Raw genomic sequence first — 16408 nt, forward strand, 5'->3', positions numbered from 1 at the left:
GAATCGTTTCATGAAGGAGATTCATGTCTGACGTTCCAGCCGTGAAGGCGGCCCTCAAGAGCCAGGCGGTCGAGACGCCGTCATGGGCGTACGGCAACTCCGGAACCCGCTTCAAGGTCTTCGCCCAGCCCGGTGTGCCGCGCTCCCCCCAGGAGAAGCTGGACGACGCCGCCCAGGTGCACACCTTCACCGGAGTGGCACCCACCGTCGCCCTCCACATCCCCTGGGACAGGGTGGAGGACTACGGGGCGCTCGCCAAATACGCGGAGGAACGCGGACTGAAACTGGGCGCCATCAACTCCAACGTCTTCCAGGACGACGACTACAAGCTGGGCTCGGTCACCCATCCCGACCCCGGGGTCCGCCGCAAGGCGCTTGACCACCTCCTGGAGTGCGTCGACATCATGGATGCCACCGGCTCCCGCGATCTCAAGCTCTGGTTCTCCGACGGCACGAACTATCCCGGGCAGGATGACATCGCGGCCCGTCAGGACCGCCTCGCCGAGGCGCTGAGCGCCGTGTACGAGCGGCTCGGCGAGGAGCAGCGCATGCTGCTGGAGTACAAGTTCTTCGAGCCCGCCTTCTACACCACGGACGTGCCCGACTGGGGCACCGCCTACGCCCACTGCCTCAAGCTGGGGCCCAAGGCCCAGGTCTGCGTGGACACCGGCCACCACGCCCCCGGCACCAACATCGAGTTCATCGTCGCCCTCCTCCTGCGCGAGAAGAAGCTCGGCGCCTTCGACTTCAACTCCCGCTTCTACGCGGACGACGACCTGATGGTGGGCGCCGCCGACCCCTTCCAGCTCTTCCGCATCATGTACGAGGTGGTGCGTGGTGGCGGGCTGAGCTCGGGGGTCGCCTTCATGCTCGACCAGTGCCACAACATCGAGCCCAAGATCCCGGCGATCATCCGCTCCGTCATGAACGTCCAAGAGGCCACGGCCAAGGCGCTCCTGGTCGACCGCGACGCGCTCGCGGCGGCCCAGCGCGGCGGGGACGTCCTCGGTGCCAACGCGGTCCTGATGGACGCGTACAACACCGACGTACGGCCGCTGCTCGCCGAGGTCCGCGAGGAACTGGGCATCGACCCCGACCCGATGGGGGCGTACCGGGACTCGGGGTGGGCGGAGCGGATCGTGGCGGAGCGGGTGGGGGGCCAGCAGGCGGGGTGGGGCGCGTAGCGCCTTGGCGCCGTGTGCTTTCCCCCACCCCGCCCCTCCCCGAAACCGGGGGCAAGCCCCCGGCCCCCCTCCGGGGCTCCGCCCCAAACCCCAGCGGGGGCTCCGCCCCCAACCCCCCGGGGGCTCCGCCCCTCGACCCCTCGGGGCTCCGCCCCGAACCCGCTGGGGCTCCGCCCCCGACCCCGGGCTCCGGCCCGGACCCCCGGAGCACCGCCCCGAACTACCGGGACTTCGCCCCGACCCGCTGGGGCTCCGCCCCCGACCCCGGGCTATGCCCGACCCGAGGCCCCGACCCCCGACCCCGCTAAGGCACCGCACTCGACCCCCGGGGCACCGCCCCGGGCCCCTCCGGGCACCGCCGCCGACCACCCGGGCGCTGCCCCCAACCTCGCTAGGACACCGCCCCCAACCCCGCCAAGGCGCCGCACTCGCTTCACGGGGCGCCGGCCCGGATCTTCCGGGCGCCCGGGCCCGACCGCCCGGGGCGCCGCCCCGGGCCCGGGTCCGCCCTCGGGGCGGGCCTGCGCGGGGGGCGGGCCTCGCTTCATCGCATTCGTTGAGACAGGGCCACTGACACCATGAGGACGACATGACCGCAGAACCTCACTCCGAGGCGGCCGCGCTGCTGGAGCGTTCGCATCGCTTGGGCGCCGATCCTCGCAATACCAACTACGCGGGCGGGAACACCTCCGCCAAGGGCACGGCGATCGATCCCGTCACGGGGCGGGACGTCGAGTTGATGTGGGTCAAGGGCTCCGGTGGCGATCTGGGTACGCTCACCCACTCCGGCCTCGCCGCGCTCCGTCTGGACCGGCTCCGGGCGCTCACCGAGGTCTACCCGGGGGTGGAGCGCGAGGACGAGATGGTCGCGGCCTTCGACTACTGCCTGCATGGCAAGGGTGGCGCCGCGCCGTCCATCGACACCGCCATGCACGGCCTGGTGGACGCCGCCCATGTCGACCACCTCCACCCCGACTCCGGTATCGCCCTCGCCTGCGCGGCCGACGGTGAGGCGCTCACCAAGGAGTGTTTCGGCAACCGCGTCGTGTGGGTGCCCTGGCGCCGCCCCGGCTTCCAGCTGGGCCTGGACATCGCCGCCGTCAAGAAGGCCAATCCGCAGGCCATCGGCTGCGTCCTCGGCGGCCACGGCATCACCGCCTGGGGCGCCACCTCCGCCGAATGCGAGGCGAACTCCCTCCGCATTATCCGCACCGCCGAGGAGTTCCTCACCGCACGCGGCAAGGCGGACCCGTTCGGCCCGGTCATCCACCCCACCCCGCCCGAATCCGCGCGCCGCGCCCGCGCCGCCGCCCTGGCCCCCGTGATCCGCGGTCTGGCCTCCACGGACCGCCCCCAGGTGGGCCACTTCACGGACTCCGGCACCGTCCTGGACTTCATCTCCCGCGCCGAACACCCACGCCTCGCGGCCCTCGGCACCTCCTGCCCGGATCACTTCCTCCGTACGAAGGTCCGCCCCCTGGTCCTGGACCTCCCCCCGGACGCACCCCTCGACGAGACGATCACCCGTCTCAAGGAGCTCCACGCCGAGTACCGCACCGACTACGCGGCCTACTACGAACGCCACGCCACGCCCGACTCCCCCGCCATGCGCGGCGCGGACCCCGCCATCGTGCTGATCCCCGGCATCGGGATGTTCAGCTACGGCAAGGACAAGCAAACAGCCCGCGTGGCGGGCGAGTTCTACGTCAACGCGATCAATGTCATGCGCGGTGCGGAAGCCGTCTCCACCTACTCCCCCATCGAGGAGTCGGAGAAGTTCCGCATCGAGTACTGGGCGCTCGAAGAGGCCAAGCTCCGGCGCATGCCGCAGCCGAAGCCCCTCGCGACCCGTATCGCCCTGGTGACCGGCGCGGGCTCAGGCATCGGCAAGGCGATCGCCCACCGCCTCGTGGCCGAGGGCGCATGCGTAGTGGTCGCGGATATCAACGCGGACTCGGCCGCGGCCGTCGCACAAGAACTGGGCGGCCCGGACAAGGCCACCGCAGTCGCCGCCGACGTCACCTCGGAACAACAGATCAAGGCGGCGTTCGCCCAAGCCGCGCTGGACTTCGGCGGCGTGGACATCCTCATCAACAACGCCGGGATCAGCATCTCCAAGCCCCTCCTCGAAACAACCACCGAGGACTGGGACCTCCAGCACAACATCATGGCGCGAGGCAGCTTCCTGGCATCCCGCGAGGCCGCAAGGGCATTCATCGCCCAGAACATGGGCGGTGACATCGTGTACATCACCTCCAAGAACGCGGTGTTCGCGGGCCCGAACAACATCGCGTACTCCGCCACCAAGGCCGACCAGGCCCACCAAGTCCGCCTCCTCGCCGCCGAATTGGGCGAGCACGGCATCCGTGTCAACGGTGTGAACCCCGATGGCGTCGTTCAGGGCAGCGGCATCTTCGCCGGCGGCTGGGGCGCACAGCGCGCGGCGGTCTACGGCGTCCCCGAAGAGAAGCTGGGCGAGTTCTACGCCCAGCGCACCCTGCTCAAGCGCGAGGTGCTCCCGGCCCATGTGGCGAACGCGGTCTTCGCACTCGTGGGCGGCGATCTGACCCACACCACGGGTCTGCACATCCCGGTCGACGCGGGGGTCGCGGCGGCGTTCCTGCGCTGACACGCGCGTGAGGGGGGGGACGGGGTCGCAGGGGTGGAGTCCTGGACGCTCGGGGTTCCCCATGCCGAAGGCCAGGGGCGTATTTGTGGCGCCGATCTCCGACCAACCCAACGCTCAACAGCCGTCGGCGCCGTAAATATACGGTCCAGGGCCCCGCCCCGGAGGCCCCGGCCCCCGCCCGTACGAACCACAGCGACCACCCACGCACCCCACTCACCACGAGGTCCACGTGCCCACCACAGAACACCGCTTCGCCGCCGTGGACCTCGGTGCGTCCAGCGGCCGCGTCATCGTCGGCGAGGTCGCCCCCGACCGGCTGACCCTTCACGAGGCGCACCGCTTCCCCAACCGGCCCACCCGCGTCCTGGGCACCCTGCACTGGAACATCCTGTCCCTGTACCAGGGCGTGCTCGAAGGGCTGAACGCGGCCGCGGCGCACACCGCACACAACCGCCTGACCAGCATCGGCATCGACACCTGGGCCGTTGACTACGGCCTCCTCGACGCCACCGGCTCGCTCCTCGCCAACCCCGTCCACTACCGCGACGCCCGCACCGCCACCACGGCGGACACTGTCTGGGCGGCCATCCCACCTCCGGCCCTCTACGCCGCAACCGGCCTCCAGCACCTCCCCTTCAACACGATCTACCAGCTCGTCGCCGCCCGGGGCACGCCCGCCCTGGCCGCCGCCCACCGCCTGCTCCTCATCCCGGACCTCATCGCGTACTGGCTGACGGGCGAGGCGGGCACCGAGCTGACGAACGCGTCCACCACCCAGCTCATCGACCCGCGCACCCGCTCGTGGTCCACCCAGGTCGCGGACGCCCTCGGCATCGACCTGTCCCTCTTCCCGCCCCTGCGGAACCCCGGCTCCCCCGCCGGACACCTCCTCCCGGACGTCCTCGCCGCAACCGGCCTTCCGCACCCCACCCCCGTGACGGCGGTCGGCTCGCACGACACCGCCTCCGCCGTCGTCGGCGTCCCGGCCACCACACCCGACTTCGCGTACATCGCCACCGGCACCTGGTCCCTCGCCGGGCTCGAACTGGACGCGCCGGTGCTCACGGAGGCCAGCCGCGCGGCGAACTTCACGAACGAGCTGGGCGTCGACGGCACGGTCCGCTATCTGCGCAACATCATGGGCCTGTGGATGCTCCAGGAGTGCCTGCGCACTTGGGAAAGCACCGGCGGAGAACACCACCTCCCCACCCTCCTCGAGGCGGCAGCCGAGGCCACCCCCCTCCGCTCCGTGGTCGACGCCGGCGACCCCGCCTTCATCGCCCCGGACCATATGCCCGACCGCATCGCCGATGCCTGCCGCCGCACCGGCCAGCCCGTCCCCCGCACCCCGGCCGAGACCACCCGCTGCGTCCTGGACTCCCTGGCCCTGGCGCACCGCCGGGCGATCGAGGACGCCGCCCGGCTGTCCGGCCGTACGGTCCGCACCGTGCACATCGTCGGCGGCGGGGTGCACAACACACTGTTGTGCCAGCTCACCGCCGACGCCTGCGGACTTCCCGTCGTCGCGGGCCCGGCCGAGGCGGCGGCCCTGGGAAACGTACTGGTCCAGGCCCGGACGGCCGGAGCGATCACCGGTGGTCTGACCGACTTGCGCGCGCTGCTTCACAGCACCCAGCCGCTGAGGCAGTATGAGCCCACAGGTGATCATTCGGCGTGGGACCGGGCAGCCGCCCGGTTGGGGGACGCGCAGGTCACAGGGGCCGCCACCGGCCAGGGCGACGAGGAGGAACCGTGCGCGTAGCGCTCTTCATCACCTGCGTCAACGACACCCTCTATCCACGCACCGGCCAGGCCGTGGTCACGCTCCTCGAACGGCTCGGTGTGGAGGTCGGCTTCCCGGACGGGCAGAGCTGCTGCGGCCAGCCGCAGTTCAACACCGGCTACCGCCACCAGACCGAACCGCTGCTGCTCCGCTACGCCACGGCGTTCCGGGACTACGAATACGTGGTGACCCCCTCGGGGTCGTGCGCGGCGATGGTGCGCGACAACTACCCCCGGATGGGTGCCAAGGCCGCCGCCGAGGGGCGCGGCCAGGAGCTCGCGGAGGCGGCGGCCGAGGCCGTCCCCAAGACGTACGAGCTCACCGAATTCCTCACCGACGTCCTGAAGGTCACCGATGTCGGTGCGTACTACCCGCACACCGTGACCTACCACCCCACCTGCCACGGGCTGCGGATGCTGCGGCTCGGCGACCGCCCGCGCTCGCTCCTCGCCGCCGTGCGGGGGCTGAACCTGGTGGAGCTGCCGGGCGCCGAGGAGTGCTGCGGCTTCGGCGGTACGTTCGCCGTCAAGAACGCGGCGGTCTCGGCGGCCATGGGGGCGGACAAGGCGCGCAACATCACGGCGACCGGCGCCGAGGCCGTGTGCACGCTCGACAACTCCTGCCAGATGCACATCGGCGGCACACTCGCCCGCCAGGGATCCACGGTCCGTCCCATCCACCTCGCCGAGATCCTGGCCAGCACGGAAGGAGACGTCTGGTGAACGCACCCCATCAGGCCACCTACCTCGGGATGCCCGCCTTCCCGACGGCCGCCGACGCCTCGACCCGCAACACCCAGCTGCGCGCCAACCTCCGCCACGCCACCCACACCATCCGCGCCAAGCGCGCCACGGCGGTGGCCGAACTGGACGACTGGTCGCGGCTGCGCGCCGCGGGCGCGGCCATCAAGGACCGTACGCTGCGCCATCTCGACCACTATCTGGAGCGGCTGGAGAGCGCGGTCACGGCGGCCGGCGGCCAGGTGCACTGGGCCGCGGACGCGGACGAGGCGAACCGCATCGTCACCGAGCTGGTGCGGGCGACGGGCGAACGCGAGGTCGTCAAGGTCAAGTCGATGGCCACGCAGGAGATCGGTCTGAACAACGCGCTCGCCACGGCCGGGATCACGGCGTACGAGACCGATCTCGCCGAGCTGATCGTGCAGCTCGGCGACGACCTCCCGTCCCACATCCTCGTGCCCGCGATCCACCGCAACCGGGGCGAGATCCGTGACATCTTCGCGGCGAAGATGGCCCGGTGGGGCCGCCCGGCCCCGGAGGGGCTGACCGACGCGCCCGCCGACCTGGCGGAGGCCGCGCGGCTGCACCTCCGCGAGAAGTTCCTGAACGCCAAGGTGGGGATCTCCGGCGCCAACTTCATGGTCGCGGAGACCGGCACGCTCGTGGTCGTGGAATCCGAGGGCAACGGGCGGATGTGCCTGACCCTCCCCGAGACGCTGATCTCCGTCGTCGGCATCGAGAAGATCGTCCCCACCTTCCAGGACCTGGAGGTCTTCCTCCAGCTCCTGCCCCGCTCCTCGACCGCCGAGCGGATGAACCCGTACACCTCCACCTGGACCGGCACCACGGACGCGGACGGACCGAGCACCTTCCATCTGGTGCTGCTGGACAACGGCCGCACCGACACCCTCGCCGACACCGTGGGCCGCCAGGCGCTGCGCTGCATCCGCTGCTCGGCGTGTCTCAATGTGTGCCCGGTGTACGAGCGGGCGGGCGGCCACGCCTACGGATCGGCGTATCCGGGGCCGATCGGCGCGATCCTCACCCCCCAACTGCGCGGCACCCAGAGCGAGGTGGACGCCTCGCTGCCGTACGCCTCGTCCCTGTGCGGGGCGTGCTACGAGGTGTGCCCGGTGGCCATCGACATCCCGGAGGTCCTGGTCCATCTGCGAGAGCGCGTGGTCGAGGGCGGGCCCGCCTCCGTCCGCGGCACCCGTGCGGTCATCAAGCCCGCCAAGGGCCACGCCGCCGAGCGTGCCGCGATGCGCGCCGCCCGCTGGGCCCTGGACCACCCCCTGGTGCTGCGCACCGGCCAGCGCCTGGCCGCCCGCACCCGCCGCTTCCATCCGCGCCGGCTGCCCGGTCCCGGGCGGGCGTGGAGCGATACGCGTGAACTGCCGAGGGTGCCGGAGGAGTCGTTCCGCGACTGGTGGCAGCGCACCCGGGGCGGGAGCCGCACGGAGGGAAGGAAGACCACATGACCCCGCGAGACCCCGGCTCCCGGAACCCCGACGACCCCGGCAACCCCGACGCCCAGGGCGCCCACGCCCCCGGCACGCGGAGCACCCAGGACCCCGGCCCCCGCGCCCCCGGTGCCTCCGGCCTCGGCTCCCGTGCCCTGGTGATGGCCCGCATCCGCCGCGCCCTGGCCGATGTGCCGCGCGCCGAGACGCCCGGTGAGGTGCCGGTCGAGCGCACCTATCACCGCGTCCACGGCGACCGCGGCTCCGCCGAGACCGTGGACCTCCTCGCGGAGCACCTGGCCGACTACCGCGCGATCGTCCACCGCGCCGACACCCCCGACCACACCGGCACCCCCGAGGCGCCCGGCGCCCCTGGCGCCCCGTCCCTCCCGGCCCTGATCGCCCGTCTCCTCGCCGACCGCGGCGCGACCAGCGTGGCCGCGCCCCCGGGCCTCCCCGCCTCCTGGCTGTCCGACGTCCCCGACGCGGTGCGCCGGGTTCCGGACACGGCGGAGCTGACCCCGCACGACCTGGACGCGGTCTCCAGCGTGGTGACTGCCTGTGCGGTGGCCATCGCGGAGACCGGCACGGTGGTCCTGGACGCCACCCCCGACCAGGGACGACGCCGTATCACCCTGGTGCCCGACCACCACATCTGTGTGATCCGCGTCCCGGACCAGGTCGTGGGCTCCGTCCCGGAGGCGCTCGAACGCCTCGACCCGGCCCGCCCGTTGACCTGGATCTCGGGCCCGTCCGCGACCAGCGATATCGAACTCGACCGCGTCGAAGGCGTCCACGGCCCCCGTACCCTCGAAGTGATCCTCGTCGGGCCGCAAACCGCTGGTCGGAGCTGATGGGGAAGCGGCTGCCGAGCACGGTGGGCGCCAGGAGGCATACCCCGGCCGTGGCGGGGCATATGCCATGGGGGCATGGAGGGGGAACACCCGTGCGGACGATGCGGCGTTCCTCACATACCGGCGGTAACACCGCTGTTGGGCGGTTTACGCCGGTGCCGTTGTCGGTAGGGGCATCTAGTCTTATGGCATGCGTCCGACTCCTACTCAACAACCCGGCTTACTGACCACCCCCTCCACCGATCAGGCCAACGAGGCGATTCGCGTCTTTCTGCGGGCCCGGGCGGGCCGGGCACTGCGGCCTTCGGAGCGGGCCGAGTACAGCCGGTTGCTGAAGGTCTACACCCGGGCGCTGCGCTGCGAGGTGGAGAAGGCCGCCTGAGCGGCGACTGGGCGGCGCACAAGCCGACCACCGCTGAAAAGCGGTCACAGTTGAACATCGGGGGGACGCCATGCGGGCGGTGGGGAAGGTTGTCTTCGGGGCGGCCTTAACGGGGCTCCTGGGGGTCGCCGGATACGGCGGATACAACCTCTACACGGGCGTGACCGGCGGCGACACCACCGCGGCCCATGACGGCCCGGTGACCGCGGACGAGACCCGGCGGACCGCGCGGGAGTTCCTGGACGCATGGGCGGACGGCAATGACATGCTCGCCGCCGGACTCACCAATGACGCCGAGTCGGCCATCGGCGCGCTGAGCGGCTATCGCGACGACGCCCATGTGAAGAGGGTGACGACCACCCCGGGCACGGCGCGGGGCACCACGGTGCCGTTCACCGTCAAGGCCGAGGTGACCTTCGGCAAGGCCCGATCGAGCTGGACGTATGAGTCGCGGCTGACCGTGGTGCGCGGCCGGACGACCAAGAAGCCGCTGGTCGACTGGAGGCCCTCCGTCCTCCACCCCCGACTGGGCGCCGATGAGTCCCTGCGGACGGACCTGGCCGACAATCCACCGGTGCGGGTGCTGGACCGCGACGGCAAGGAGCTGCGGCAGGGCCGCTACCCCTCGCTCGACCCGGTGCTGATCGCGCTGCGCGCGAGATACGGGGCGGACGCGGGCGGCACGGCGCGGGTGGAGGTGGCGGCGGTCAAGCCCGACGGCACCTCAGGGGCGACGCTTCATGTGGTGACGAAGGGCACCCCGGGCACGCTGCGCACCACCCTCGACACCGGGGTGCAGAAGAGCGCGGAGAAGGCGGTGGCCACCCGCGACGGCGCCTCCGTGGTGGCGCTCGAGCCCAGCACCGGCGAGATCCTGGCGGTGGCCAACTCCGATCAGGCCGAGTTCAACGCCGCGTTGCAGGGGCAGACGGCGCCGGGGTCGACGTTCAAGATAGTCACCGCGGCCACCCTGCTGGAGGCGGGCACGGTCAGCCCGAGCCGCCCGGTGCCCTGCCCGAGGACGGCGGCGTACGCACAGGGCATGACGTTCCACAACGTCGAGGGGAGCGCGAACCCCGGCGCCACCTTCGCACAGGACTTCGCGGCGTCCTGCAACACCGCGTTCGTCTCGCTCGCCGGAGCCGTGCCCGATGGCGCGCTGGCCCAGGAGGCGCGCACCGTGTTCGGGCTCGGGCTGAACTGGCGGGTGGGCGTCACCACCTTCGACGGCGAGGTGCCGGGCGGAAGTGGCGACGACAAGGCCGCCGCCATGATCGGCCAGGGCGCGGTCCAGATGAATCCGCTCACCATCGCCTCCGTCGCGGCCACCGCCCGGACCGGCACCTTCAAACAGCCCGTCATCGTGCCGCGATCCGTGGACCACCGGGAGATCGCCACCAGCGACCGCAGCCTCAGCCCGGCCACCGTGTCGCAGCTCAAGGCCATGATGCGGCTGACCGCGACCAGCGGCACCGCCGCCCGTGCGATGTCCGGGCTCACCGGTGACATAGGCGCCAAGACGGGTTCGGCCGAGATCGACGGCCAGCCCAAGACCAACGCCTGGTTCACCGCCTACCGGAACGATGTGGCGGCCGCCGCCGTGGTCACCGGCGGTGGGCACGGCGGGGACGCCGCCGGGCCGGTCGTCCGCGCCGTACTCGAAGCGGGCTGAACCTCCGCCGAGTTGCCCATCGGCGCCTCGGCCGCCGAGCCCCTCGGCCGCTCAGCTCTTGAGCCGCTCCCGCAGCTCCTCGACGTCCGCCAGAAACCACGTCTGCCGCCCCCGGTTGCACTCACGGACGAAGTCCCGCAGCGCCGAACTGCCCTCCGTATGGCGGGAGATGTCGCCGAGGACGACGAGCCCCATACCGTACTGGCCGAACTTCTGGACGATGTCCCCGGCGACGCGCGTGCTCAGCCGGAAGAACGCCTCGTCGAACCGCTCGGCCGGGATCACGACCCACTGGGCACCCTGGTACGAGGCGTTGCCGATGAGATCCAGCGCGTCGCGTTCGGCGCCGATGGTCTCGCCGTCGGCGGCGCACATCAGGACGGGGACGTCATGGATCGTTCGCAGGTCGCTCATGGCGGCCAGGCTAATTGCCGCACACGGGCGCGGTCGACGGCATTATGGCTCCCGCCACTTGTCCTCGTCTTCGGTGGTCTTCGTGTTCCTCCGGCGCCGACTGGTGCAGGGTGTGGCACAGACCGGTATCAAGGGCTGACCGAGGAGAACGATGAGCTCCACGCAGCACACGCCACTGCCCTACTACGAGGACCGCTCCCCCGGCGCGGGAACGCTGCCGCCCCGCCCCTGGACCCCGTCCTCCGACGCCGCGCGGCTGAGCCTGAACGGGACGTGGTCCTTCCGGCTGTCGCCGACCGCCACCGCCGAGGACGACGCCTTCGCCCGCCCCGGCTACGACGCCCGCGGCTGGGACGAGATCCCGGTGCCCGGCCACTGGGTGCTGCACGGCCACGGGGCACCGATCTACACCAATGTGCGCTACCCCTTCCCGGTGGACCCGCCGCACGTCCCCGCCGAGAACCCGACCGGCGACCATCTGCGCGTCTTCGACCTGCCCGGCGACTGGCCGGACGGCGGGGACGCGGTGCTGCGCTTCGAGGGCGTCGAGTCCTGTGCCCGGGTCTGGCTCAACGGCGAGGAGCTCGGCACCTTCAAGGGCAGCCGGCTGCCGCATGAGTTCCCGGTCGGGGGTCTGCTCGAGCCGTCGGGGAACGTGCTGGCCGTCCGCGTCCACCAGTGGTCCTCCGGAAGCTATCTCGAGGACCAGGACCAGTGGTGGCTGCCCGGCATCTTCCGCGAGGTGACGCTGGAGCACCGCCCCGAGGGCTCGCTCGCCGACTACTTCGTCCACGCCTCGTACGACCACACCACCGGCGAGGGCACCCTGCGGATCGACTCCGACCCCGGCGGCCGGATCACCGTCCCCGAGCTGGGGCTCGACCTGGCCACCGGGGAGAGCGCCACCGTCCCCGTCGAGCCGTGGACGGCGGAGACGCCCCGGCTGTACGAGGCGTGGCTGACCACGGTGGGCGAGAGCGTCTCGCTGCGCGTGGGGTTCCGTACCGTGGTGGTCGAGGACGGGCTGCTCAAGGTCAACGGCCGGCGGGTGCTCTTCCGTGGCGTCAACCGGCATGAGTTCCACCCGGAAAACGGGCGGGCCGTGGACCTCGCGACCATGCGCCGCGATCTGGTGCTGATGAAGCGGCACAACATCAACGCCGTGCGCACCAGCCACTATCCGCCGCATCCGGCCTTCCTCGGGCTCTGCGACGAGCTGGGGCTGTGGGTCATCGACGAATGCGATCTGGAGACCCATGGCTTCGGCGTGCTGGACTGGCGGAACAACCCGGTGGACGACGACCGCTGGACCCCGGCGCTGCTCGACCGCGCCGAGCGGATGGTCGAGCGGGACAAGAACCACCCGGCCGTGGTGATGTGGTCGCTGGGCAATGAGTGCGGCACGGGGCGCGGGCTGTCCGCCATGGCCGACTGGATCCGGGAGCGCGACCCGTCCCGGGTGATCCACTACGAGGGCGACCACTCCTGCGCCGACACGGACGTCTACTCACGGATGTACGCGCCGCACGAGGAGGTCGACCTGATCGGCCGGCGCACCGAGCCGCCGTGGAGCGATCCGGAGCTGGACGCGAAGCGCCGGGCGCTGCCGTTCATCCAGTGCGAGTACGCCCACGCCATGGGCAACGGTCCTGGCGGGCTGAGCGAGTACCAGCGGCTCTTCGAGGCGCATGAGCGCTGCCAGGGCGGTTTCGTCTGGGAGTGGATCGACCACGGCTTCACCCGGCGCGCCCCCGACGGCCGCTTCTACCATGTGTACGGCGGGGACTTCGGCGAAGAGCTGCACGACGGGAACTTCGTATGCGACGGGCTGGTCTTCCCCGACCGCACCCCCTCCCCCGGCCTGATCGAGTACAAGAAGGTCATCGAACCGGTGCGGATCGAGGGCGCCGAGGCGGACGGGGCGGACGGGGCGGGCGGGGCCGACGGCGCGGTCCGGATCACCAACGGCCACGACTTCGCCGATCTGTCCCATCTGGCCTTCACCTGGACCTATGAGGCCGAGGGCGAGGCGATCGGCTCGGGTGAACTGGCGGTGCCGCCGCTGCCCCCGGGCGAGTCGGTCGAGCTGAAACTCCCGGCCCCGCCGCCCGGCGCCGAGGCCGGGGCGGAGACCTGGTGGACCGTCGAGGCGCGGCTCGCGGCCGCGACGGCGTGGGCGGAGGCGGGCCATACGGTGGCCTGGGCCCAGCTCCCCGCCGCCGCCCCTGGCGCCGGGGCGCGCGCCCTCGCCTCCGGGGAGGCGCCGCGCCGCGAAGGCGACCGGATCGTGCTCGGCCCCGGCGTCTTCGACGCGGCCACCGGCGCCCTGACGTCCCTCGGCGGGCTCCCCGTCACCGAACCGCCCCGGCTGGACATCTGGCGCGCGCCCACCGACAACGACAACGGCGCGTCCTGGCAGCCGGACGAGCGCTGGGGCGTCATCTGGCGCCGACTCGGCCTGCACCGGGTGCGGCACCGCACCGACGCGGTGGAGACGACGCCGGACGGTGCGCTGACCGTCCGTACCCGTGTCGCGCCCGCCGCCGTGGACATCGGCCTGGAGACGGTCTACCGCTGGACCGCCGACGCGGCCGGACGGCTGAGCCTGGCCGTCTCCGTCACCCCGCTGGGCGAGTGGCCCTGCCCACTGCCGCGCCTGGGCCTGCGGCTCGGGGTCCCGGCGGCACTGGGCGACGCCGAGTGGTTCGGCGGCGGCCCCGGCGAGGCGTACCCGGACACCCGCACGGCCGCCCGGGTGGGGCGGTGGGCGCTGCCGGTGGACGAACTCCAGACGCCATACGTCCGCCCCCAGGAGAACGGCGCCCGGATCGACGTCCGCTGGGCACGGCTGACCGCACCCGACGGCTCGGGGGTCCGGATCGAGGGCGACCCGGCCTTCTGGTTCACCGCGCGCCGCTGGACCACCGAGCAGCTCGACGCGGCCGAGCACACACCGGATCTCGACCCGTCGAACGACACGGTGTGGCTGAACCTGGACCACGGCCAGCACGGCATCGGCAGCCAGTCCTGCGGCCCGGGAGTACTGGCCGAACACCGCCTGAACGCAACGTCCGCGGAGTTCTCGTTCACCTTCTCCCGGCTGACCTGACCCACCGATTACACACGGCCGGTCCGCCCCCCAACCCCCAACCCCGACCGCACGCCCCCACCCCCAACAAGCACGACACCACCCCCCGGCCCGCCCCCGAACACACAGCAACCGCGGCCCCGCCCCATGCCCCCGCAGCGAACCCACCAAGAGACTGGTTTCGGTGGGGGCCGGGGCTGGCTCCGGTTTTGGGGAGGGGCGGGGTGGGGGAGGGCGGTGCCGCGTCCCGCGGCCTTACGCGCTTCTGCCGCGCAAAGCCTCCAGCGCCCGATCCGCGTGCACACCCATCCGAAACTCACTCTTGACGATCTCCAGCACCTTGCGATCGGTATCAATCACAAAGGTGACCCGCTTGGTCGGCACCGCCGCGATCCCCCGCTTCACCCCGAACCGCGCCCGCACGGTCCCCTCCGGGTCCGACAGCAGCGGATAGCCGAAGGAGTACGCATGGGCGAACTCCGCCTGCTTCTCGACCGAATCGGCGCTGATCCCGACCGGCTGGGCGCCGAGCTCCTTGAACTCCGCCGCGATGTCCCGGAAGTGACACGCCTGTTTGGTACAGCCGGGGGTGAAGGCCGCCGGATAGAAGAACAGCACCACCGGACCGTCCACCAACAGCCCGCTGAGCGAACGGACAGCGCCGGTATCATCCGGCAGTTCGAAGTCCTCGACCACATCACCGATGTTCATGACCGCACGCTACCGGGCGATCCCAGCCCCTGCCGCACGGACTCCTCACGAGCCACCGAGTCAATAGCGCAACCGGGCGGTATGGCCGTCGATGCGCAGGATGCACTCGGTGAACAGCGCCATCGACGGGCTGTCGTCGGTGGGCACAAGCCGCAGTCCGAGGTCCATGATGGACCGGATGACCTTGGCAGTACGGCTGCCGTCGGGGTCCGGTCCACGCAGCGCGGACCACGCCTCGAACTGTTCCCGGACGGCCTCCCAGGCCGGTCCCGGCGTGAAGTGACACAGAAAAACGGGCTGGTCGACCCCGTACTGCCGCAACTCGCCGACCGCGGCCTCACCTTGCATAAGCCACCACGTGGCAGTCATCTGGCCCCCAACTCCGTACATGGGAGTGGATACCAATCATACGGGTGCGGAGGGCCGAACGAGGACCGACTCCGCATCGAGGCCCATCCCCGTGGCCGGGGGCCGATGTGGAAGCCCGCGTCGCGGTGGTCCCGGAGGCGGTCCGCCCCATGCTGACCAGCGAAGCCACCGCTCAGTGGGCTTCCACATCGGCAGCAGACGTCAGCTGCCGCCCGTCACCTTGACGTAGTCGACGACCAGCTGCTGCGGGAAGGAGGTGTTGCCGTCCGGGTCGCCGGGCCAGTAACCGCCGACGGCCAGGTTGAGGATGATGTAGAAGGAGTGGTCGAAGACCCAGCGGTTGCCGTTGAGGTCCGAGGGGGTGCGGGTCTGGTAGACGTTGCCGTCGACGGACCAGGTGATCTTGTTGGGCGACCAGTCGATGGCGAAGGTGTGGAAGCCGTCGGAGAACTTGCCGCCGTCGGGCAGGGTGTAGCCGGCGCCGATGCCGCCCTCGCCGGAGTAGCCGGGGCCGTGCAGGGTGCCGTGGACGGTGCTGGGCTCGAAGCCCACGTTCTCCATGATGTCTATCTCACCGCAGTTGGGCCAGCCCGCACTGCCGATGTCGTCGCCGAGCATCCAGAAGGCGGGCCACATGCCCTGGCCCTGGGGCAGCTTCATCCGGGCCTCGACATGGCCGGAGGCGGTGGTGAACTTCTGCGCGGTGTTCAGCCGCGCGGAGGTGTACTCACACTGGCCGTACCAGCAGTTGTAGTTGGCCGGGTTCTCCTTGCGGGCGGTGATGACAAGGTTGCCGTTGCCGTCCAGCGCCGCGTTCTTGTTACCGTCGGTGTAGTACTGCCGCTCGTGGTTGTTGACGTTGTCACCGGTCTCCAGGCCCCACTTGGAGCCGTCGACCGCGCTGCCCGCCGCGCCGTCGAAGTTGTCGGTGAACTCGGCCGCGGCGGCTTTCGCCTGGGGGGTGGTCGTGGCCGTGGCCGGGGCGGTCAACCAGGGAGTGGCGGCGAGCGCGGTCGCGGAGAGCAGACCGATCACGGTGTTGCGCACGGTTTTTCTCATCGAACGGTGGTGCCTTCCTGTGTGGGGGATGGGACCGGCTGGGTGCCGGTCCGGTGGGGG

The 16408-nt window shown here is 71.5% G+C and carries 13 protein-coding genes; 9 read left to right on the forward strand and 4 right to left on the reverse strand.

The window, feature by feature from the left end; translation table 11 throughout:
• The first annotated feature begins 23 nt into the window (after positions 1-23).
• The 8 genes from rhaI to AB0E24_RS37250 all read left to right on the forward strand — a co-directional run bounded on the left by rhaI (position 24) and on the right by AB0E24_RS37250 (position 10707).
• Entirely contained in the window at positions 24-1184 is a 1161-nt protein-coding gene (rhaI, locus tag AB0E24_RS37215) for an L-rhamnose isomerase (protein WP_359383913.1), read from the forward strand.
• A 589-nt stretch (positions 1185-1773) separates the two neighbouring features.
• Complete coding sequence (locus tag AB0E24_RS37220) at positions 1774-3813, forward strand: bifunctional aldolase/short-chain dehydrogenase (RefSeq protein WP_359383916.1); 2040 nt, start codon at positions 1774-1776, stop codon at positions 3811-3813.
• A 229-nt stretch (positions 3814-4042) separates the two neighbouring features.
• A complete protein-coding gene (locus AB0E24_RS37225; RefSeq protein WP_359383919.1) occupies positions 4043-5575 on the forward strand; it encodes a rhamnulokinase in 1533 nt (510 codons plus the stop codon).
• Positions 5566-6318, forward strand: a complete 753-nt coding sequence (locus AB0E24_RS37230) for a (Fe-S)-binding protein (protein WP_069867482.1) — start codon at positions 5566-5568, stop codon at positions 6316-6318. Before AB0E24_RS37225 ends, AB0E24_RS37230 begins: the two co-directional genes overlap by 10 nt.
• Before the next feature lie 29 nt (positions 6319-6347).
• The gene (locus AB0E24_RS37235) at positions 6348-7817 is read left to right on the forward strand and encodes a lactate utilization protein B (RefSeq protein WP_359383964.1); all 1470 of its coding nucleotides are present in this window, start codon (positions 6348-6350) and stop codon (positions 7815-7817) included.
• A 143-nt stretch (positions 7818-7960) separates the two neighbouring features.
• Positions 7961-8653, forward strand: coding sequence for a LutC/YkgG family protein (locus AB0E24_RS37240; RefSeq protein ID WP_359383967.1), 693 nt, complete (start codon positions 7961-7963; stop codon positions 8651-8653).
• A gap of 190 nt (positions 8654-8843) precedes the next feature.
• On the forward strand, positions 8844-9035 hold the full coding sequence (locus tag AB0E24_RS37245; protein WP_079153216.1) for a hypothetical protein: 192 nt from the start codon (positions 8844-8846) through the stop codon (positions 9033-9035).
• 70 nt (positions 9036-9105) lie between these two features.
• On the forward strand, positions 9106-10707 hold the full coding sequence (locus AB0E24_RS37250; protein ID WP_359383922.1) for a penicillin-binding transpeptidase domain-containing protein: 1602 nt from the start codon (positions 9106-9108) through the stop codon (positions 10705-10707).
• 51 nt (positions 10708-10758) lie between these two features.
• On the opposite strand, the gene AB0E24_RS37255 is transcribed toward AB0E24_RS37250, so the two are convergent.
• Entirely contained in the window at positions 10759-11121 is a 363-nt protein-coding gene (locus AB0E24_RS37255) for a DUF4180 domain-containing protein (RefSeq protein ID WP_079259706.1), read from the reverse strand.
• A 151-nt stretch (positions 11122-11272) separates the two neighbouring features.
• Between AB0E24_RS37255 and AB0E24_RS37260 the strand changes: the two genes are divergently transcribed.
• Positions 11273-14230 carry a glycoside hydrolase family 2 TIM barrel-domain containing protein gene (locus tag AB0E24_RS37260; protein WP_359383924.1) on the forward strand — a complete coding sequence of 986 codons (2958 nt, stop codon included), beginning with the start codon at positions 11273-11275 and terminating at the stop codon, positions 14228-14230.
• A gap of 234 nt (positions 14231-14464) precedes the next feature.
• Here the strand turns inward: AB0E24_RS37260 and AB0E24_RS37265 are convergent, their stop codons facing one another.
• The 3 genes from AB0E24_RS37265 to AB0E24_RS37275 form a co-directional block, all read right to left on the reverse strand.
• Positions 14465-14920 (reverse strand): peroxiredoxin, encoded by a 456-nt coding sequence (locus AB0E24_RS37265; protein WP_069867486.1) that lies wholly within the window; start codon positions 14918-14920, stop codon positions 14465-14467.
• 60 nt (positions 14921-14980) lie between these two features.
• Positions 14981-15289 carry a hypothetical protein gene (locus tag AB0E24_RS37270; RefSeq protein WP_079259703.1) on the reverse strand — a complete coding sequence of 103 codons (309 nt, stop codon included), beginning with the start codon at positions 15287-15289 and terminating at the stop codon, positions 14981-14983.
• Between the two features lie 201 nt (positions 15290-15490).
• Complete coding sequence (locus AB0E24_RS37275) at positions 15491-16348, reverse strand: glycoside hydrolase family 16 protein (protein WP_069867488.1); 858 nt, start codon at positions 16346-16348, stop codon at positions 15491-15493.
• Positions 16349-16408: the final 60 nt, after the last annotated feature.

This window comes from Streptomyces malaysiensis subsp. malaysiensis (genome assembly GCF_040653035.1).
In the GTDB taxonomy this organism is placed as follows: domain Bacteria; phylum Actinomycetota; class Actinomycetes; order Streptomycetales; family Streptomycetaceae; genus Streptomyces; species Streptomyces malaysiensis.